This window comes from Mesorhizobium sp. WSM1497, from assembly GCF_001672455.2.
GTDB lineage: Bacteria > Pseudomonadota > Alphaproteobacteria > Rhizobiales > Rhizobiaceae > Mesorhizobium > Mesorhizobium ciceri.
This window is the reverse complement of the sequence record NZ_CP021071.1, coordinates 486,718-507,617: the sequence shown is the minus strand read 5'-3', so window position 1 is coordinate 507,617 and position 20,900 is coordinate 486,718. Positions and strand designations below refer to the sequence as shown.

At 58.5% G+C, this 20,900-nt stretch carries 16 protein-coding genes; 10 read left to right on the top strand and 6 right to left on the bottom strand.

What is annotated here, in order from left to right:
• The first annotated feature begins 64 nt into the window (after window positions 1–64).
• Together A9K65_RS34950 and A9K65_RS34945 are read left to right on the top strand one after the other, a co-directional pair.
• A complete protein-coding gene (locus A9K65_RS34950) occupies window positions 65–1,120 on the top strand; it encodes an acyltransferase (protein ID WP_157678615.1) in 1,056 nt (351 codons plus the stop codon).
• Window positions 1,121–1,341: 221 nt separating this feature from the next.
• Entirely contained in the window at window positions 1,342–2,352 is a 1,011-nt protein-coding gene (locus A9K65_RS34945) for a glycosyltransferase family A protein (RefSeq protein WP_024505411.1), read from the top strand.
• Between the two features lie 48 nt (window positions 2,353–2,400).
• Here the strand turns inward: A9K65_RS34945 and A9K65_RS34940 are convergent, their stop codons facing one another.
• The 3 genes from A9K65_RS34940 to A9K65_RS34930 are packed head-to-tail and all read right to left on the bottom strand — an operon-like array spanning window position 2,401 to window position 6,301.
• Window positions 2,401–3,651 carry a glycosyltransferase family 4 protein gene (locus tag A9K65_RS34940; RefSeq protein WP_063170848.1) on the bottom strand — a complete coding sequence of 417 codons (1,251 nt, stop codon included), beginning with the start codon at window positions 3,649–3,651 and terminating at the stop codon, window positions 2,401–2,403.
• A gap of 56 nt (window positions 3,652–3,707) precedes the next feature.
• Window positions 3,708–5,201, bottom strand: coding sequence for a lipopolysaccharide biosynthesis protein (locus A9K65_RS34935; protein WP_024505409.1), 1,494 nt, complete (start codon window positions 5,199–5,201; stop codon window positions 3,708–3,710).
• On the bottom strand, window positions 5,198–6,301 hold the full coding sequence (locus A9K65_RS34930; protein ID WP_024505408.1) for a hypothetical protein: 1,104 nt from the start codon (window positions 6,299–6,301) through the stop codon (window positions 5,198–5,200). The genes A9K65_RS34935 and A9K65_RS34930 overlap by 4 nt, the downstream gene beginning before the upstream one ends.
• A gap of 365 nt (window positions 6,302–6,666) precedes the next feature.
• Here A9K65_RS34930 and A9K65_RS34925 point away from each other — a divergent pair, with 365 nt between their 5' ends.
• The 3 genes from A9K65_RS34925 (at window position 6,667) to A9K65_RS34915 (ending at window position 10,731) form a co-directional block, all read left to right on the top strand.
• Entirely contained in the window at window positions 6,667–8,100 is a 1,434-nt protein-coding gene (locus A9K65_RS34925; RefSeq protein ID WP_024505407.1) for a DUF4214 domain-containing protein, read from the top strand.
• Between the two features lie 244 nt (window positions 8,101–8,344).
• On the top strand, window positions 8,345–9,406 hold the full coding sequence (locus A9K65_RS34920) for an NAD(P)-dependent oxidoreductase (RefSeq protein WP_024505406.1): 1,062 nt from the start codon (window positions 8,345–8,347) through the stop codon (window positions 9,404–9,406).
• Between the two features lie 14 nt (window positions 9,407–9,420).
• Complete coding sequence (locus A9K65_RS34915; RefSeq protein WP_064994814.1) at window positions 9,421–10,731, top strand: DUF4910 domain-containing protein; 1,311 nt, start codon at window positions 9,421–9,423, stop codon at window positions 10,729–10,731.
• Here A9K65_RS34915 and rfbC read toward each other — a convergent pair.
• Window positions 10,726–11,277 (bottom strand): dTDP-4-dehydrorhamnose 3,5-epimerase, encoded by a 552-nt coding sequence (rfbC, locus tag A9K65_RS34910; RefSeq protein ID WP_024505404.1) that lies wholly within the window; start codon window positions 11,275–11,277, stop codon window positions 10,726–10,728. The genes A9K65_RS34915 and rfbC overlap by 6 nt on opposite strands.
• A gap of 323 nt (window positions 11,278–11,600) precedes the next feature.
• Here rfbC and A9K65_RS34905 point away from each other — a divergent pair, with 323 nt between their 5' ends.
• Genes A9K65_RS34905 through A9K65_RS34895 form a run of 3 tightly spaced genes read left to right on the top strand, consistent with a single transcriptional unit; the run spans window position 11,601 to window position 14,358 of the window.
• Window positions 11,601–12,896, top strand: a complete 1,296-nt coding sequence (locus A9K65_RS34905) for a class I SAM-dependent methyltransferase (protein ID WP_064994803.1) — start codon at window positions 11,601–11,603, stop codon at window positions 12,894–12,896.
• Window positions 12,893–13,708, top strand: a complete 816-nt coding sequence (locus A9K65_RS34900; protein ID WP_063170845.1) for a sugar phosphate nucleotidyltransferase — start codon at window positions 12,893–12,895, stop codon at window positions 13,706–13,708. The genes A9K65_RS34905 and A9K65_RS34900 overlap by 4 nt, the downstream gene beginning before the upstream one ends.
• Window positions 13,705–14,358: a PIG-L deacetylase family protein gene (locus A9K65_RS34895; protein ID WP_024505401.1), complete on the top strand. Its 654-nt coding sequence runs from the start codon at window positions 13,705–13,707 to the stop codon at window positions 14,356–14,358. Before A9K65_RS34900 ends, A9K65_RS34895 begins: the two co-directional genes overlap by 4 nt.
• A gap of 332 nt (window positions 14,359–14,690) precedes the next feature.
• Here A9K65_RS34895 and A9K65_RS34890 read toward each other — a convergent pair whose 3' ends face one another.
• On the bottom strand, window positions 14,691–15,389 hold the full coding sequence (locus A9K65_RS34890; protein ID WP_244507031.1) for a response regulator transcription factor: 699 nt from the start codon (window positions 15,387–15,389) through the stop codon (window positions 14,691–14,693).
• 683 nt (window positions 15,390–16,072) lie between these two features.
• Between A9K65_RS34890 and A9K65_RS34880 the strand changes: the two genes are divergently transcribed.
• A complete protein-coding gene (locus A9K65_RS34880) occupies window positions 16,073–17,710 on the top strand; it encodes a hypothetical protein (protein ID WP_244507007.1) in 1,638 nt (545 codons plus the stop codon).
• Between the two features lie 358 nt (window positions 17,711–18,068).
• Here A9K65_RS34880 and A9K65_RS34875 read toward each other — a convergent pair whose 3' ends face one another.
• Complete coding sequence (locus tag A9K65_RS34875) at window positions 18,069–18,362, bottom strand: hypothetical protein (protein WP_127218776.1); 294 nt, start codon at window positions 18,360–18,362, stop codon at window positions 18,069–18,071.
• Window positions 18,363–18,758: 396 nt separating this feature from the next.
• On the opposite strand from A9K65_RS34875, the gene A9K65_RS34870 reads away from it, so the two are divergent.
• Complete coding sequence (locus A9K65_RS34870; RefSeq protein WP_063170842.1) at window positions 18,759–20,267, top strand: phosphomannomutase/phosphoglucomutase; 1,509 nt, start codon at window positions 18,759–18,761, stop codon at window positions 20,265–20,267.
• The last annotated feature ends 633 nt before the right edge of the window (window positions 20,268–20,900 follow it).

Below are 20,900 nucleotides of genomic sequence, written 5' to 3'. Positions count from 1 at the left end.
GGGTCCCTGGGGTGGGGCGATCTTCTCAACAATAGGCACGGTCAGCTTCGGACTGATAACCCGGGTGAACGCGGAATACCATCCGGCCGCCCGGACTGCTGGGGCAAGGAGGTTCTGGCACAATCCTCAGCTTTTGAGGCTCATATCCGCCTACGCCATCGGCTACATCCACATGTCCGGAGTGGTGAGCGCCGCCCATATTGAGCCGGGTGTCTTGGACATTTTCCGTTTCGGGACGGATCTGTTCATGGTTCTGGCCGGTTTTCTTACCGCGCATGTGCTTGGGAACAATGGCAGGTCGGCCGGCGCCTATTTGCGAACGAGGCTCATTCGAATCGTGCCCTTGTATTGGGGCGTCACGATTCTCGCATTTCTTGTCGAGAACTACGCGATGAAAAGCCATCAGAGGACCTTGTCCGAGCTTTTCATGTCGCTCGCCTTCGTCCCCTTCGGACCCTACCCCATCTTGTATCCGACGTGGACCTTGCTGGTAATCGTCGAATTCAGCCTGATCATCGCAGCTTTCCAACTCGTCAACGTGAAATATGGGATCCTCTATTCCGCCGCCTTCGCGGTTCTTCTTGCGGTCGCGGGCGAGACATCAAGCATTGAGAACCCCATTTTCGTATTTTACACCAATCCGATCCTGATCGATTTCGCTTTCGGCATCGTCATCTTCAAGCTTTCCAACTCCGGGCTGTTCCCTTTCAAACTGCCGTGGAGCGGGGCCGTTACCCTCGCGGCGGCGGCAGTCGCCTTCGGAGCCTTAGCAGCAGTCTTGCGTCCTTTCTGTTGGCCGGCGCTGCCCCGTCTCCTCGCGCTCGGCATGCCGATGTCGGTCCTGTTGCTGGGGGTTGTCGCTCTGGAGCAGCTCGGTGTCTTCAGCGACTCCAAGCTCTTGAACTTTCTCGCCAAATGCACTTATGCGATCTACTTGACCCACTGGTTCGTGGCTATCGTATCCGAGAAGCTCGTTGCCGAAAGCGGAGATTCGGCGCGGCTCGCCTCGGTGCTGTTGTTCGTGACGCCCATGGCCGTCACCTGCGTTTCGGTGCTGGTTTATCTTTTTGCTGAAGTGCCGCTGACCCGATATCTCTCCGGCCGCTTCACAGGCAGCTGAATGAGACGGAGAGGCTGGCGATGAGGTTGCACCTCCCCCTACGCCTTTGGTCGATTGTCATCCCCTAGCCTTTTAGACGGCATGACCTTCCAGCCGATTTGTTGGAGGATGGGCCCGGAAACCAAGTCTTTGTCCTCGATCGTGGCGTGGTGCCTGTGCTGGCCCACATCAGGTCGCTCCGATAACCGAGGCGACCAATCAGGTAAGGGGAGCCTGTGCTGATGCCCAGCATCAATGTAGTCATACCCTGCTACAACGCTGATCGGTTCCTCGCGCAATGTATACGCAGTGTGCTTTCGCAAGGCATCGACGATCTCCGGATTGTTGTTATCGATAACGCGTCAACAGACGACAGCGTGGAAGTGGCACGCCGACTTGCCGCCCAAGACAGCCGGGTTGAAGTCGTGTGCCACGCCAGGAATGTAGGGCCAATTGCGTCCTTCAACGAAGGCGTCGAGCTTGCGCGAGGAGACTACTTCATCCTTTTGTGCGCCGACGATCTCCTGACAGACGGCTCGCTCCAACGCGCCGTTGATGTCCTCGAAAGCAATCCTGGGGCTGCTTTCGCCATAGGGTCTGATCTCAGCATGATCGAGGGGAAGGATTTTGCCGAACCAAGTCAACCAGATGGATGGCGCGTAACGGCGGGTGCCCGGTTCATTGAAGACTGTTGTCGTCATCTGGGCCATCTGGGAGTGTCCCTGGCCTTGGGAGCGGTGCTGGTCAGGATGACTGCGCAAAAGGCGGTGGGTCACTACCGTGCGTCACTCGCGCACGCGCCCGATTTGGAGATGGTGCTTCGCCTCGCGCGGTTGGGTTCAATCGTGGAATTCGAGGGCGCGCTCGGTATCCGACGCGTGCATGCAGCACAAATAACGGTGGTCCACTTTTCGGACAAATTAACGCAATTGAAAGAACGAGAGGCGGTATTCGCCAGCTTCTTCTCGTGCGAAGGCGCTGCCATGCCGGCGGCATCGGGGCTTCGTCGCATGGCAATGCGCCGGGTTGCCGATGCCGCTTATTGGTCGGCAGTCTCTCATATTGTCCGAGGAAGGACCGCTTGTGGCGTCGAATTGCTTAGATATAGCTTTTCGCTGTCTCCGATATTGAGGCTGTTTCCGCCGCTGGGCCATCTTTATCGAACGAAGGGCGCCGTCAGACGGGCCTTGGCAGTGGTTTCCGGTCGGTCGGGCTCGTCCACCCGCCAAGTGGAGCATGCGGATACAGCATAGTGCTGATCAAATCCTGTCGAGTGCCACTTTAGAGAGGCGCCCGCCTCCCTACACCATTTGTGATGACAAGCTGCTATCAGCCACCTGGCCTGCCTTGCGGAGCCAAGACAGGAACGGGCCATAGCACACATCGCAGGAAAAGAGGCTGGCGAATACATGCGCGGTACCCTCGGATTTCTGACGCCGAAGTTCCGCATTGCTCAACAGCGCGATGACCGCCTGTGCAAAGTCTGCACCACCATTGGCCACGATCGCTCCCTCATCAAGTTGGTGGGGGTCACCTGCGTCCACACCTATCGAGGTCGTCACGAGGGGGCGGCCGTAAGACATGGCCTCGGCCACCTTTATCTTGACGCCGGCGCTGCCGGAAACGAGCGGGGCCACGACAAGCTGGGCGCGCCTATATTCGGGAGCGAGGTCCGGGAGCGCTCCCACACACTCCAGGCCGGCCGCCGGCGTAACCTCACATGTGAAGGCGGCGGTTCCGACGATGCGAACCCTTGCCGTGGGGCATGAGGTTCGAACAGTTGGCCAGACCTCCTTCAGGAACCACGACAGTGCGGCACGATTTGGCTCTGTGGCATTCCCGACGAAGAGAACGATGGGCTCATTGCTGTCGGGTTGCTTTTCGTGATTGTCGAAGCCCATGCCAAGAGAGATCACGCGTGTCACCCCGAGATGGTTGCGGGCGTAGGAGGCGTCATCCTTGCTGTTGAAACCGACACACTCTGCCGCCTTCAGCGAGTTTGACAATCTCTTTTCCTCGGTCCAATTCTTGTCCGGGCCGGGGGTTGCGCCGGCCTCCCAGCGCGCTGCCCCGTTGCGGTGCTGAAGATGGCCAACAAGTGAGAAAACCCTGTTACCGTTGCGGGAGAGGCCAGGGGCGAAATGCACGGCATCGTGGAACAGTATGACGGCGTCCGGCCGTCCAGCTTCGATACGGTCAAGCACCCACTGAGTCTCTCCCTCGGAAAAGTTCTGGTCCGTCGTTGGGGAAACAGGTGCGGTCTTCCGTCCAAGGAACGATCCGGCCAGATGCCCGGACCGAAGCAACTCCGTGGATAGAAATGTTCTCTGGCCCAATCTGATACTTCGACGAACCTGCCACGAAGAAAACTGCTCTATTTCATATACGCTCCTACAGACTGGACTCCTTCGGCCGCGCGCTATGTTGGATACATACCCGTGTACCTCGTGGCCGGACTTCAGGAGATATCGCCCGAACGCCTGGATATAGGCGCCGTCTCCGCCGAAGAACGCGTCGTACGGATAGCTATGGACGATTGCTATACTGGCCATTTGCCCTCCAAAAAGCTTCTCTCTCGGGCCTTCGCCGGTCGAAGTCGCGGGCTGCGTCAAGCGCCGGCCCGCGCCTCGCCTCGAAAGCCCAGCAGCACATCCTGAAACAGCTTGAGCTGCCCCAAGACGAACAGCAAGACGAATGCATAGATACTGATCAGAACCAGCCCGCCAGCCGCGAGCCGCAGAAGCGAAGGAACCTCCGGGCCGAGATAGCGCTGCACTGCCAGCGCACCCACCGAGGCCACGATGCCGGCCATCCATGGCCTCATGATCGTCCGCAACAGATCCCCGACTGAAACCGGCGTTCCGTGCAGGCTCCACACCAGGTGTGGATAGAGCCAGAGCACCAGCGCCGTCGAGTAGCTCAGTGCAACGCCCTCGGGGCCGAAGGAGATTCCTGCGCAGTAGGAAGTGATGACGAGAGGGGCGATGGCGAAAGCCAGATACAGGCTGCGCTTCTGCTTGCCGGTCGAGATGAGCAGCCAATATGTAGGGTTGATGATCCCGAACACCAAGATGGTAGGCGTGAGCAGCCGGAAGATGGTCGCCGCCCCCGTCCATTGCGAGCCCAGCACCACGGTGATGATCTCATGTGCGAACAGGAACGAGAACATTGTGATGGGAACCGTCACCGCGATGACGATCGAATATCCCTTGAGGTAGAAGTTCCGCAACCGCGCGGGATCATGCTGCATTCGTGACAACGCCGAGAACAGTACCGCACCGACGGCGCTGTTGATGGTCGCCGTAGGGATGCCAATCAGCTGGAAGGCCCGGGTATACAATCCGAGCGACGCAGCGCCCCAGAGCCGCCCGAGAAGGACTTTCTCCACATTGTAGCCAATATAGACAACGAGGTTGTTCAGCGTGACGATTCCACCGAAATGCAAGAGCGAGCGAATATTGGCGCCGCGTCGAGGCCATCCAGGAATCCACCCGGTGGCGATCCAGCAGCCCAGGCTGTTGATTGCCGGCGAGATAAGTGTCGGGGCGATCAGTGCCCAGTAGCCGTAGCCACGCAACGCGAGCAGCACACCGGACAGGATGCCCACGCACAGGGCACCCGTTTCGATCGCGCTGAGTGTGACATAACGCAAGTCGCGCTCGATCAGAGCGGCATGTTGCACGCCGGCCGCGTTAAGCAGGAAAGCTGGAGCGACCGCGATGGCGATCCTGAGTAGACGCGGCTCATGGTAGAAGGCTGATATCGTGTAGGCACTCGCGGCGCAGAGCAGCGCGAGAAAGACCCCTACCAGTATGTTGATCCAGAACAGTGCCGAAACCTGGTCAAACGAAATCTCATGCTTTTGGATGGTAGCGGAGGAAAGCCCGGCGGTGGTGAAGACGTCGAAAATGCCTGTGAGTGCCACCACCATCGCGACCAGGCCGAAATCGTCAGGGCTGAGCAGGCGTGCCAGGATGGCAATATAGCCCACCCTGAGAATCAGGTTCACCCCCTGGCTCACCATCCTGGCGACGCCACTTTGAATGGCTTCCCTTTTAAGGTTGCGGGGTTCGCCTTTGGCACTGAGGGCCTTGTGGGTCATGTATCACTGGCTGCATACGCGCTTGTTTCCGTTTGAGCTGCCGTAGCATGCCCCATGTGAGCGATTGCCTCGCCAGGCACCCGTTCCAGCCAAATTTCTCGCCACCAGGGATAGACGGCTCTTGGGCACTGCATCCGGCAATCGCTATATCTCGAATTGCACCAGACTTTTTCCAGGATGACCGCCGGTCCCCTGAGCCGGTTGAGAAGTCCGGTCTTTTCATTGACAAACGCTGTTACTCGCGACCGGACCCTGAAAGTATGGTCGCAATAGGGGACCATCTCGGCGTCGAAATACAGGCCACGGTTCTTATTATCCGTGTCTAGGGTCTTGAGGATTTCTTCATAGGACTTAACCCTGATCAGCTCCCCCGGTTGGAGATCAAGCTTGATGGTTGGAACCGGCTGGCCGGCAGGTATCGATCCCCGATATCGTGGGAATGAAACGCCACCGTAAATGTGCTGCACCTTGTCATACAGCCAGCTGACAATCACGGAGAGCCTCCCGAGATGCAGACGGCCCATGTAGTGATAGATACTGAATACTGCTGCATAGATGAATCCGACCAGGAGACGCTTTTTGCTGGCATTTCCCGATGCATAGTCTTCCACATACTGCCGGGCATCCCACCAAGAAAGTGGGGTGGTCGCATCCAGAAGTTCTGTGGCTTGGCATGAGTATCTCGGACCACCTGAAAGTGGCTGGCTCTTGGCGCGCGTACCAGCCAGCACGTCGCTTTCCGTGCAACCTTTTCCATTCGCCGCGTTGGTTCGCGGCGCGATTGCCTCGTCCGAGGACGCCACAGGCCTGAGCCATGCCTCTTTCCAGAAGACCAGGCACGCTGCCTGACAACCTCCAAACGCGTTGCCGTCGCACCTCAGATTTTCAAGATGGATGCCTCCGGATAACTTGCGTCCGCCAGCAAAATTGATCGTGTCACATGTCTTGTGCGCGCGCTTGTAAACACGAAAGCGGTGACCACAATATTGAAACATCTGTGGCATGAAAGGAAGCTCCTCAAGTCGACCATTTCTGTCGAGCGTAAGAAGGATTTCTTCCTTGGACCGAATCTCTACCCAGTCGCCGACCCTCAGTGACATGCAGCACTCCCGTCCACAGCGCGCTCCGCAACCAATGTCATTTGCCTAGTGCCGTACCATAGCATCCCTGGAATCCGACAGCCGTCCCCGAATTAGCGGTAGCTACCTTCCACTTTTGACGGAGTGGAGCCATGGCTGTCACATCACTACGATCCTTCTCTCGGACCCGAACGGTCTCCGAGGCATTTGGGCGGGCTGGTAAGGGTTAGGTGCGGTCGGGTGGAGGCCAGTCCAAATAGGCTGTGCCATGACCACCGTCTAAAGGGGTAACGAGAGCCCGCGCTCAACCGTATGGGCAAATTGCGCGAAATGTGTGCAGTCCCCACTATCCCGGATCTCGAAATCGGGCAGGGAGGCTTGTTGCCGTGTCGTTTCGTCTCGCAATCGTTGCAGCCTGCCTGCTGGCAACAGCCGCGCCTGCATCAGCCGATTTCCTCTGGGGCATCAATGGCCATCCAATAGTCTCCTATCCGGGCATTCCGGTGGAAAGGCAACTCGACTTCATCAAGGATCTCGGCCTGAAATCGTACCGCGTCAACGTTTCAGGCGTGGACAACGCGGATATGCTCTCCAACCTCGTCGACGCCGGGAAGGCGAGAGGGATCGAGATCCTGCCCGTCATCACGCCTGCGGTCGCCGATCTGGACAAGGATAGTCCGGAAGAGCTCTACGCGAGCACCCGGAAACTGGCGGTCACCCTTGCTACCAGGTTCAAGAACGACATCCGTGTTTGGGAACTCGGCAACGAGATGGAAAACTATGCCATCATCAAGCCCTGTGAGAAACGCGACGATGGTTCGCAATATCCATGTGCATGGGGACCTGCGGGCGGAACAGGACCGCTCGATTACTACGGCCCGCGATGGGTAAAGGTGAGCGCTGTCTTGAAGGGCCTGTCCGACGGCATGACAGAGGTCGATCCGAGCATAAGGAAGGCGATGGGCACCGCCGGTTGGGGCCACACCGGAGCGTTCGTGCGGATGAAGCAGGACGGGATCGCCTGGGATATTTCTGTGTGGCACATGTACGGCGATGACCCGGAATGGGCGTTCCGTGAAATCTCGAGATACGGCAAGCCGATCTGGGTCACCGAATTCAACAATCCTTATGGAAGTCAGCGCAGCGAGCGCCAGCAGGCTGACGGCATCAAGCAGACGATGACGCGGCTTAGCGAACTCAAGGACAAATATAAGGTGGAGGCCGCGCACATCTACGAACTGCTCGATGAGGCCTACTGGGCCCCCGGCTTCGAAGCCAATATGGGATTGGTGAGGCTCGTGGCTCTCTCAGATGGCAAATGGCGGACCGGCGAGCCTAAGCCTGCCTACAAAACGGTACGGGACTTCACCCGCGGCCCCCTGCCGATACCCAAGCCCCATCGGGACTGCGACCCCGAGGCCGCGGCTGCGGACCAGTCCCTACCGGCGCGGCAGGCAAGTTTCGTCTACTGCCTCATTCTTGGCCGCAAGGGCGACACGGCCAGCGTCAATCAGTGGTCGGCGGCACTTGAAGACGGAGCGACCAAACTCCCCGACATGATCATGGAAATGATGCGCTCGCACGAATTCGAAACCAGATATGCCACGATCGGCCTGACAGACCGCGCCTATGTCGGGTTTCTATATCTGTTGCTTCTGAACCGGTCCGCGGACGGCAACGGGCTTGAAACCTATACCTATCAACTGCGTCAAGGCTCAATGACGCGTGAGGCCGTGGCCTTCGGAATCGCCACGTCGGCGGAGTTCAACACCGGACACGCCGCGATGCGCGAAACATCCGCGGTCGCGGGGCCTGGGTGAAATCGAACCAACAAGCGCTAATTGAGTCTCGGATCGGGAATGCTGATACCGAGGCCGATGGAAGCATCAGCGACGGTGATCAGAAGAAAATCCTCCGAAAGGATTAGGCTCGGACCACCCGAAAGGTTCACTGGCGGCAAAGGCTTCGTCCAACAGGGCATCCTGATCGCCTATTGGCGTTCTCCCTCACTGTTTTCAGCCCAAGTAGCCTTGTGGCGATCACTATCGGCTTGAGAGGTGCGCGATGAAAGTCATGGTAACCGGCCATCAAGGCTATATCGGCTCGGTGATGGTGCCGATGCTGCTGCGTGCAGGGCACTCAGTGACGGGCTATGACAGCGATCTCTACCGGCGCTGCACCTTTACAGCAGGGGGCCAGCGGGCTTCAATTGCTTCAATCCAAAAAGACGTCAGGGACGTAGATGCGCGCGACCTCGAAGGGGTCGATGCCGTCATCCACCTGGCGGCTCTTTCCAATGACCCGCTGTCCGACCTTGATCCGGACATCACTTACGAAATCAACCACAAGGGCAGCGTCCGCTTCGCGAAGGCGGCCAAGGACGCCGGCGTGTCGCGCTTCCTGTTCGCCTCATCATGCAGCAATTACGGACAGGCCGGCGACGGGATGGTGGACGAAACGGGCGAACTGAAGCCGGTCACGCCCTACGGCTGGTCCAAGGTGCTTTCGGAACGGGACATTTCTGAACTGGCCGACAGCAGCTTCTCTCCCACCTATTTCCGTCCCGCCACGGCCTATGGCCTCTCTCCCCGGCTCCGCTTCGACATCGTGCTGAACAATCTCGTGGCCTGGGCGGTCACCAAGGGCGTCATCCTGCTGAAATCCGATGGAACGCCGTGGCGGCCGATCGTCCATATCGAGGACATTTCCAGGGCGTTCATTGCCGGGCTGGAAGCGCCCCGCGAGACCATTCACAACGAGGCCTTCAATGTGGGGCAGACGGACCACAACTACAGGATCCGCGACATCGCCGAGATTGTCGCCGAGGTCGTGCCGGGCTGCCGGCTTGAGTTCGCGTCCGATGCCGGACCCGACAAGCGCTCCTATCGCGTTAACTTCGACAAGATCGCGCTTGCCCTTCCTGCCTTCAAGCCGCAATGGGATGCGCGCAAAGGGGCCGAGCAGCTCTATCATGCCTACCGAAAGTCGAATGTCACTCTCGACGAATTCGAGGGGCCGCGCTTCCAGCGTATCGGCCACATCCGGTATCTTTTGGCCAACGGACTTCTGGACGGTCGGATGCGGGTCGCCGAAGCCTCGAAAAGACTGGAGGTAGCGGCGGGATAAGCGGTGTGGAACAGGTGAATCCCGGCGGACTCGGCTCGCCGCCAGCGTCCGTCAGCCTCGGCCAGGAAATCTATGCCTTGGCCGAACGTCTGTTTCCGATCTGCAGGAGCATCACCGGAGATGGTGTGCGACAAACGCTGGACGTCTTGTCGGGGCACATCGATTTGGAACGGCATGAAGTGCCGACCGGGACGCAGGTTTTCGATTGGACCATTCCCAAGGAATGGAACATCCGCTCGGCAAGCATCACAGGCCCGGACGGACAAACGGTCGTGGATTTCGCTGACTCCAACCTGCACATCGTCAACTACAGCGTACCCTTCAAGGGGATACTGCCGCTCGAAGAATTGAGGCCGCATATCCATACGCTGCCGGAACAACCGAAGGTGATTCCCTACCGCACTTCCTATTACACCCCGACATGGGGCTTCTGCGCAGCCCATGACCGTGTGGCCAACATGCCCGACGGTCTCTATCGGGTGGAGATCGATGCCGAATTCAAAGACGGCAGCCTCGCCTACGGAGAATACCTGCACCGCGGGCAAACAGAACGGGAATTCCTGCTTTCGGCGCACATTTGCCATCCCTCACTCGCCAACGACAACTGTTCGGGCCTGGCCCTGCTGGCAGCGCTCGCAAGAAGCCTGAAGGCAAGGGAAACACGATACAGCTATCGCTTCCTGTTCGCCCCGGGCACCATCGGCGCGCTCGCGTGGCTGTCGCGCAACGAGGACCGGACATGTCTCATCGACCATGGTCTGGTGCTGTCATGCGTTGGTGACGCAGGAAGCCCGGCATACAAGCGCAGCCGCCGCGGTGACGCGCTCGTCGATCGCGCCATGGCACACGTGCTCGGGCGTCTAGCTGGGGCAAAGATGCTGGATTTCTCCCCTTACGGTTATGACGAGAGGCAATATTGCTCGCCGGGCTTCGATCTTCCGGTCGGCATGTTCCAGCGGAGCGTCCACGGCACATTCCCCGAATACCACACGTCGGCCGACAATCTTGACTTCATCAGGCCGGAGCATCTCGAGGATTCCTTCCGCATCCTGACGGACGTAATCGACATCATCGAAGAGGACTGGACGCCGTTGAACCTCTTGCCTAAAGGCGAACCGCAACTCGGCAAGCGCGGCCTCTATGCAGCCCTGGGAGGGCAGAAGTCGTCGGGCGCAACGTCGATGTCGCTGCTTTGGGTGCTAAACCTTGCCGACGGGCAGCATTCGCTTCTGAGCATGGCGGAGCGTTCGAACCTGCCGTTCAAGGAACTCGCCGCCGCCGCCAGACTGTTATCGGGACATGGTCTTTTGGCAGCAGCCTCATGAGGCCGAGGCGCCGGTTCGCCGTCTGACAAGGGGCCAGGACTTGTCCCTTTCCGACATTGCTGTCGGCATCAATGGCCAGCGGATCGAAAAGGCCGGGTCATTGTAGAGGACGCCCGTCGACGCGTGGGGCGCATAGAACTGCGATATGAGATAAGAGACCTCGGTGCCGTCCGTAAGGGTCTGCAGGCCGTGCGCGAATCCGGCGGGGATATAGACCTGCTTCATGTTCTCGGATGTCAGCTCGAAGCCAAGCCACTTGTAGCGTGTCGGTGAATTCGGGCGCAGGTCCACGACGACATCAAAAATAGCGCCGCGGACACAGGAGACCAGCTTGACCTCGGCGTAAGGCTCCTCTTGGTAGTGTAGTCCCCTGAGAGTTCCCTTTTGGACCGAACAGGACCGGCTGTGCTGGACAAATCGGGTCGCCAGACCGCAATCCGCCATCTCCTTTTCGCAGAAAAGACGGGTGAAAAAACCACGGTCGTCAACCATCAGTGTAGGCTCGATCAGCCAGACACCTTGAAGCTCCGTTTCGGTAAACAGCATGCACTTGGATCCCCCGTGCCGAGCAAGACCGGCGCGGCAATTGTCAGCGTCGCCAGCCGACGCTGGAAGGGCTACCTAAGCCTTAGGTGGCCTCTTCGATAGCGGTATATCCGGATGACGGCTTTACCCGTTCGGCGGGCCTCGCGCCGGCATTGCCGCCGCCCGCTCGCTATTAGGATTAAGGCACCCGACGGATTGGCAAATCGAACCAGGGGGGGCTGTATCCTAACCTGTGGCCATCTGCCTGCGGAGGCGCGGCAGGCATCGGTTCTGCGTAGCGCACCGCGTCTCCGTTTTCTAACCAGCAGACAGGAGCAGGGGGAATGAACATTCAGGCACTCGAAATCGTCCGCGATCATAGTGCGGCAAGCCGGAATGTCGGCTGCAGGCTCTGCGGGTCGCGCCTGCGCCACACCCTGGTCGATCTTGGCATGTCGCCGCCGTGCGAGAGGTTCCTGCAGCCCGACCAGCTCGACCAGATGGAACCTTACTACCCGCTCAACGTGCTTGTCTGCGACACGTGCTATCTGGTGCAGCTCAAGGAGTATATGAGCCCAGAGACCATCTTCAGCGAATACGCCTACTTCTCTTCGTTCTCGACCAGCTGGGTGGCTCATTCGAAACTTTATTGCGAGACGATCACACGACGCCTTGGGCTTGGCCCTGACAGCCTTGCGGTGGAACTCGCAAGTAATGACGGTTACTTGCTGCAGCATTTTCTGCCACTCGGCGTTCCTGTGTTGGGCGTCGAGCCGGCAGCCAATGTCGCGCGCGCCGCGATCGAGAAGGGGGTGGCCACCTGGGTCGACTTCTTCGGCGTCCGGCTGGCAAATCAAATGGTGGGCGAAGGACTTCGCGCGGACCTCATCATTGGCAACAACGTCCTGGCGCAGGTGCCAGACCTCAACGACTTCGTCGCCGGGGTGGCGATCCTGCTCAAACCGGAGGGCATGGTCACTCTCGAATTCCCACACATCGAGCGGCTGATGGCGGAGAACCAGTTCGACACCATCTACCACGAGCATTTTTCGTATTTCTCACTGTTGACGGTCGACCTGATGGCGGCCCGTCACGGGCTGCGGCTGATCGATGTCGAGGAACTTCCCACCCACGGTGGGTCGCTGCGGGTCTATCTCTGCCACGAAGGCAGTGCCTGGCCGAGGAAGGACAGCATCGCCCAATTGCTCGAGCGCGAAACCAGGCATGGGCTTGGAGAGATGTCGACCTACGCCTCTTTCGGCTACAAGGCGCAGCGCGCGAAGCGTGATCTCTTGGCATTCCTGATTTCGGCCAAGGAAGAGGGCAAGACGATTTGCGGTTACGGCGCGCCTGGCAAGGGAAACACGCTGCTGAACTACTGCGCCATCGGCACCGACTTCCTGGATTTCACAGTGGACCGCAACCCGTACAAGCACGGGCGTTATACACCTGGAATGCACATCCCGATCAAGCCCGTCGACGAAATCGACGAGGCTAAGCCAGACTACATCCTCATCCTTCCGTGGAATCTGAAGGACGAGATCATTCAGCAGATGCGCCATGTCGCCGCTTGGAACGCGAAATTCGTAGTGCCGATTCCTTTCGTGACCGTAATCGATCCGTCGGAGTACGAGAAATGAAAGTCATTCTTTTCTGTGGCGGTCGCGGGACCCGCATTCGCGACTATTCCGAAAGCATCCCAAAGCCGATGATACCGCTCGGCCACCAGCCGATCCTGCGCCATGTCATGCAATGGTACAGTGACTATGGGCATGACGAGTTCGTGTTGTGTCTGGGCTACAAGGCCAACGTGATCAAAGACTTTTTCTTGAACACCCGGCCGCAAACGTTTTCCGATTGCGTGGTTACGCGAGGAGGCCAGGACGTCAAGCTCCTCGGCGACACAATCAAGGACTGGAGCATCACTCTGCTCGATACCGGTATTTGGCGCAGCATTGGAGAGCGCCTGTGGGCTGCGCAGGATCACGTCAGGAACGAGAAGATGTTCCTGGCCAACTATTCCGACGGCCTGACCGATGTCGACTTGGACGACATGATCAGAAAATTCGAGGCCAGCGGCAAGATCGGCTGCTTTCTGGCAGTGCACGCGCCGCTGACTTACCATTTGGCCGACATCGCGGAAGATGGCCGCGTGCGCGAGTTTCGTGCGGCCGAGACATCGGAGATCTGGATCAATGGCGGCTACTTTATATTCCGTCCGGAAATTTTCAACTACATGCGCGACGGCGAGGAACTCGTTGTCGAGCCGTTCAAGCGTCTGATCGATGACAACATGCTGATGGCGTACAAGCACGAGGGTTTCTGGCGTTCAATGGACACGCTGCGCGATTGGCAATCACTCGAAGACATGGTCGAAAAGGGCGACATGCCCTGGAGTATGATAGCCACCGCCGAGAAGAATAGGCGTAGTATGGGGTTGGCCGCATCATGAAGGGGCTTGGTCTCGCGCGTGGCGGCGAGGAACTCTCGATTCTGTGCGTCGGGGCCCATTCCGACGACATTGAGATCGGCGCGGGAGGCACAATCCTCAGTCTGATCGCGTCGGAGGTCAAACTTCACGTCTACTGGTGCGTCTTAAGCGCCGGCGGCCAGCGGTCGGCCGAAGCCAGGGCTTCGGCCGAAGCCTTCCTCGAAGGATCCCATTCGTCCACGATCGACGTTGCGGATTTTGAAGACGGCTATTTCCCAGTTCACAGCCGATCGATAAAGCATTGGCTGATGGACGTAAGATCAAGGGTTCATCCCGACGTGATATTAACCCATGCCAGGTTCGACGCCCATCAGGACCATAGGGAGGTCAACCAACTGACCTGGAACGTTTTCCGCGATCACCTTGTGCTCGAATACGAGATTCCGAAATGGGACGGCGATCTTTGCCAACCCAATGCGTATGTGCCGATTGCAGCCCACGTGCTGGAACGCAAGATCCAACTCCTTCACGAGCACTTCGGGACACAGCGCTCAAAGGACTGGTTCGATCGGGAGACATTCGCCGGGCTTGCGCGGTTGCGTGGAATGGAATGCCGGGCACCCGAGCACTTTGCGGAGGCCTTCACGCTTAGGAAGGTCAAAATATTGTAGCGATAGCCCTCCGGGGTCGCTGTCGCAAGGATTGGTCCCCCAGGACGGCACGACCAGTTCCACGAGAGAGCAGCAACCTGGTCCTCGCCATTGACGAAGTGTCACTTCCGGCTGGTTGCTGGACAGTGAGGCAGGAGTGCTTTGGACGCCTCGCAATGGTTAGTCTTTAGGAACAGGACATATGGGAGCTGGCTATATGCGGGGCGTCCACCACGGGTGTCCAGCGGGACGGAGGTCCCTCAATTGTGCAGCAATCATCCCCCAGATCAGACGCTACGCGAGAGCAAAACGGCCCGCACGATTTAACCAAAGTTAGCGTCTCATTTGCTTCGTCACTCCACAGCCAGAGATCCTTCGGCGAAGAGATCGTTGACCTTGTAAGCGACTTCCGTCCGGTTGGTCGCCTTAAGCTTTTTCATGATGTTGCGGATGTGCACCTTCACGGTGCTTTCTCTCAGGTTCAGCTCATAGGCGATGATCTTGTTCGCCTTGCCGCGTCGGAGCGCCTGGGCGACCTCAGCCTGTCTGAGCGTGAACATGCCTGTCAAAGGTGTTTCAAGGCTGCCTGAATCTATCAGGTGCCGCATGGACAGGACACTACTTGCAGGAACGAAAATGCCTCCTGCCACCGCAAGATTGATCGCCTCGACACAGACGTCGATCCCGACAGAGGTCGGAATGTAGCCACGTGCGCCACATTCGAGAGCCGCCAGTATCTGTGCAAGGTCTTCTGTGTCGGCCAAGATCACCACAGGCACCGACCTGAACTCGGACGAAATGCGCCTGATCTGATCCGCTATGCCATGGTCGGTGACTTTCCGGCCGCCCAGGTTGAAAAGAATGGCTGCAAGGATCATCCCCTCTTTCACGCGCCATTCGTCTATCGAACCCTTGGCCTCGACGGCCATGCCGAGTTCGTGGTCTTCCAAGGCCGATGCCAGACATTCGCGATCTAGCGCCCTTCCGTCCAAGATGAGGAGGCATTCTCTGCCTACTTGTTCATGGACCGTTGCTTTTCCGCCGGACGGAATTCCTGCCGGCTCTACCGAAGTGTATTTATGCAGTTCTACTGTGGAACTCATACTCTAACCCACCCTTTTCCCAACAAAATTCGCCCTGAGGCGGCAATTAGCCCCTCACTCGCCAGTTTCTTCAGAAAGTATAGTAATGCCCACCCGTTCTGAGAGCCTGGCCGGAATTGTCCAACCTGGTGCACCCGCTGTTCCTCATTCCCAGCCAGAACAGCGTGAGTAGCTTATGGGCTATTCACAAGCGGGCGCTAACATAAGTTAATTTTCGGTAAATTTTTGAGCCACGAAATCCCGACGCCTACCGGGAAACGCGAAGCCAGGGCGGCCGCGCCGCGCTTGTGCCGACACAGATACGCGTTGCGAAGGCTCGGGCTGAGGTGGCCACCTGAGGACCATCCTCCGTCAGCAAACACATATCCAGAACGGATCCGGCATTCTGGATCTCGGCTTCCAGCGCGTCGATCAGTCTTTCGACAGCTTTGCTGGCAATATGGCTGTCAGGGTACTTGGCTTTCACAGTGGCGCACTCGTAGATTTCCTTGAATTGCCTGACCCTGCTTGGGTCCGAACATGCGATATACATCGTGGGTGTCATATCGCCTCTCCTCCTTATGGTGGATTCTAGACAACCCGCCCGTTGCCAGCCTTCGGTCCGTCACGCGCATTTCTTAGTGCCGACATAGATGCGGCCATTCAGCCCAGGATCGCATTTTGCGCCGGCCACTGCCTTCACCATCAAGGGCAAGGGCGATGGAGACGAGCGCGTCCGCTACCTCCCTTCGCGGGTGAAGGCTACCCCCTTTGACTCTCTTGCGGGGGATACTCACCTGCCGAAAGATTGGCCATCGGACAGCTTGCTGTATCCGCTCACCGGGAACTCGATCGGCATGCAGGTGTCTTTGCCGGGACTGCTAGTATGCGCGGCTATTTTGCTTGTTGCGTACTATTCAAGGGGAATGCTGATCATTGGCTTGATCGCTTCCCAGGCTTTCGGTGCGACGGCCGTGATGACCCTGAGCTTTCTGGGTGGCTCATCCCCCTTGATCTACACCTTATTCGCGGGCCTGCTCGTCACGGCCGTCGCCGCGAGACGGCGTATCTGGTTTGATCTTGGATTCGTGTTCGGAAGCATCGGGTCGATCTGGGTCCTTACAAGCCTTATGCTTTACGCAATCATCGGATCATGGCTGTTTCCGAGGTTCTTTGCGGGACAGACGACCGTATTCGTGCAGTCCAAGAACCGTGGAACAGTCGTAGAAGATTCATTGGCGCCCGTTTCAGCCAACATTTCGCAGACGGGCTACTTTATTCTTGGTGGCCTCGCCGCGATAGCACTTTGCGCCCTGCTGCTGCACTCCAACCGGATCGATCAAATCAGGCGCGGCTTCTTTTTGTGGTGCGGCCTGCACGCGGGAATGGGGCTGATCGATTTCATTGGCAAGACCGCGGGGGCGGGAGACTTTCTGGCCCCGATCAGAACCGCCAACTACGCGATTATATCGAACGCGGTCGAGGCAGGCTTTGTGCGGATCACCGGGCCTTTTTCGGAGGCCTCTTCGTTCGCCAGCGTTTCTCTCGCCTGCCTGGCATTCTGCTACAGCTACTGGAGAAAGACCAAATCACCGCTTGCGAAATGGCTGGCCGGAATCCTGCTCTTCTTGTCCATTCTGTCGACTTCATCGACGGCTTACGTCGGGCTGACACTGCTATGCATCCCCGTTGCGTTGTCCATGCTACAGTCGGTCATCAGGGGAAAAGTTGCGCGCGAAGAGATACTGATAATAGCTCTCATGGTGGTGGGCGGGACCGCCGTACTGGGCATTAGTCTTTACAAAGCCGAGGCGTTGGACCCGTTCGTCAGACTGATCAACAGCACCATCATTAACAAAGCGGATTCCGGGTCAGGCCATGAGCGCACTTATTGGAATGTAAAGAGCCTGCAGTCGTTTCTCGATACGAGCGGACTGGGCGTTGGTTTCGGCAGTTCAAGGGCATCGAGTTGGCCGATCGCTGTCCTGTCGCAGTTGGGTCTGTTTGGATCGCTGATGATAGTGGCCCTGCTCTATGTCGTGACCAGAGGCCTGGGCGCGGTTCGGGAACGGGTGGATGCAGAGACAGATGCAATCGTGACGAGCGTCAGGAATGCTGCCCTTGCAAGCATAATTGCAATGTCGGTGTCGGGTGGCAGCGCTGATCCAGGCATCCTCTTCTTCATCGCACTTGCAGTTGTTTGCGCCACGAGAGCCCGTGCTCGGCGCGGCGTAGCCGCCTTGGAACGAAGCGTTCCGGCGCCGGGCCACGCCACCGTCAACGTCCTGTAATCCAGTTCCGCCGAATTGGCTTCGCGGTGGCAAAGGTTCCTGGCGATGTGCCAGGCCCCCGTCCTGTGCAATATCGGCAGCGAAGTCGAATAAGGGACGGTCGTCGCGATCGAGCGTGCGACAGTACCGCGGCGGTCGCTTGCGAACGAGTAGAAGGGCTGCCGGCAATGTGCATTCGAAGCTTGCGTGGCTGTATCGAGGAGGTGCAGCAGCATCGTGCGGCCTTCTCCGCTTACGTGGTCTCGGGGTATAAAAGTGATCAGAAGCCGCTGCCGTAAGTCAAGTGCGGCCAGGACAGCTGCACAAAGCTTGCTGCATCCCGACGGAGCCAACTAGGTCCAGGGCTATCGGGAATTTGTCAAAAGACTTTTATGCTGCAATCGATATTTGCTTCCATAACGGGCCGACGACTTTCGTCAGAAACAGTCACCGAAAGGTTGCTTTGTAACCCGCCCTGAACTTCGTCCTGTGCCATGGCGACCAGCATTTTAACCGCGTCTACCCGGGCCTCGAGCGCACCAACGTAGTGGGTGCCCTCTGTATCGGGAGAATGGGATTTGCCGTCCCGGATATCGAAAAAAAACAGCGGCATTTTTGCGCCCGTGCTTAAAGCTGTGCGTTCGTCAGAGCAGAAGACTTGCTTCTTGCTCACGGCTGCTTAAGGCATTCCCCTGGGGGATTCTAGCAACCGCAGATGGTCAATGGGACGCGACTGTGGAGAACTCGAATGGCGGCGATCACAAAATATTACAAGGTTTATTAACGCCAGGAAACGCTCCTTATGGGTGGTCCTGGGAGTCGCAATCCAGCCTACGTTGGAACGCGGCACGGTCGTCGATCAGATCGCGGCATCACGACATTCAGCGGTATTATCGGATCTTTGCGGGCATCAGGGCTTGCAGGGCACCGCGGAAATAGCCCGACAACGATGCTCGCCGGCTTTCCATGTCGTGAAAGGGATCAACCAAACTGATAGATAGGCCGGAAGAACGGTTCCGGTAAGCTACCGCCTCGACAACCGCATTTGTGTCGTTCGGAGTGTCCTGTCTTGTCGCTGAATTTCGTTGACGAAGCCCGGCCCAACACGTTCGAGTTTGAAACCTCGGCGCTGATAAAGGCGTCCGGGTTTAGGGAATATGATGCGCGCTGGTGGTTTGGCCAGGTCGCGCCCGAACTTAACCTGATCGGCGTCCAGGCGCTCGGAATGGGGCTTGGCACGCTGATCCGCCGTGTCGGTGCCGGTCCCGATATCGTCACCGGGCATGATTTCCGCTCCTATTCGCTTGGCATCAAGCTGGCGCTGGTGTCCGGTTTGATGGCTGCAGGCGCTCGGGTGAGGGACATCGGACTGGCGTTGTCGCCGATGGCCTATTTCGCCCAGTTCGCACTGGACGTGCCTTCGGTCGCTATGGTCACCGCCTCGCATAACGAGAATGGCTGGACCGGGGTCAAGATGGGCGCGGCGCGGCCGCTGACTTTCGGGCCGGAAGAGATGAGCGCGCTGAAGCAGATTGTAATGGCCGGCGATTTCGACCTTGTCGGCGGCGGGTCTTATGATTTCGTTCCCAATTTTCGCGAAACGTATCTCGACGATCTGACCCGGGGCAAGCGCATCTCGAAAAAGCTCAAGGTCGTAGCCGCTTGCGGCAATGGCACCGCCGGCGCCTTTGCGCCTGAAGCGCTGGAACGGATCGGCTGTGAAGTGATCCCGCTCGATGTCGAACTCGACCACACCTTTCCGCGCTACAATCCCAATCCCGAGGATATGCAGATGCTGCATGCCATCAGGGACAAGGTGCTTGAGACTGGAGCCGATGTCGGCCTTGGCTTCGACGGTGACGGCGATCGCTGCGGCGTCGTCGACAATGAGGGGAATGAGATTTTTGCCGACAAGGTCGGTGTGATGCTGGCGCGCGATATCTCCAACCAGCATCCGGGCTCGACCTTCGTCGTCGACGTCAAGTCGACCGGCCTGTTCAACACGGACAGCGTGCTGCGCGCCAACAGCGCCGTCACCGACTACTGGAAGACCGGCCACTCCTACATCAAGCGCCGCGTCGCCGAGCTTGGCGCCGTCGCCGGTTTCGAAAAGTCGGGCCATTTCTTCTTCAATCCGCCGATCGGGCGCGGATATGACGATGGGCTGGTCACCGCCATCGCCATCTGCCAGATGCTGGATCGCAGCTCCGGCAGCTCGATGGCCGATCTCTACCGCGCGCTGCCGCTGACCTTTGGCACGCCGACCATGTCGCCGCACTGCGCGGACGATGTGAAGTATGGCGTTGTCGAGCGGGTGGTTGCCGACTTTCAGGCCATGAAGCGGGATGGAACGGTTTTTGCGGGCCAGAAGATCGCCGACCTCATCACCGTCAACGGCGTGCGCGTTGTCGCCGAGGACGGCACCTGGGGACTGGTGCGCGCCTCGTCGAACAAGCCGGAACTGGTCGTGGTCGTCGAAAGCCCGGTGTCGTCGCAGCGTCGACGGGAGATGTTCGAGGCTGTCGACACCGTGCTGCGCCGCAGCCCCGAGGTGGGCGCCTACAACCAGACATTCTGAGTATCCTTAGGCCGCCGGCTGACAGCCGCACGTCTGCCTGATCGATCACACCCCAACGCGCGCGCTGTTGGAGCTCGCGGCGTCAAAAGTACCGTTGTGGGTCACCTGCGCTTCGCCCAGTAATTGCAGGACCCATCCCGGCGTCCGAGTGAACCTTGGTGGCCGCTGGGATACGCATCATGATCGGAGACGCGCCGCTCGGCTGCAACAGGTGCAAACTTCCCCTGTCGGTGATGAGACCCAAGGATCAGTCGCTTGACCTGTCCTGGTTGTGGCGCGCTCTTCTCGTCAACAGGCGGATGCCATCTTCATCCATGATGAGCTGAGTGCGATACCCGTCGAATTTGATCTCGTGAATCCAGTCGCCCCGCTCGGGCGGGTGTCGACAAGCTCCGGCTCAATAGGTGGGATGAACTTCAAACGCATGAACTGCCTCGCAAGACTGCGATTCAATATAGCGTGCGCTAAAATGGTTCCGGACCATTTTAGACGAATTGAATGTTTGATAGCCATGGCGAATCCGACCTTGGACCACCAATCCCCGGCAAGCTGCACGGTGGCGAGCCAGCCCACGAGACGACAATTTCCATACCTGCCCGATTTGCGGTCAGCAGGTCGACATGCGCGACCTGC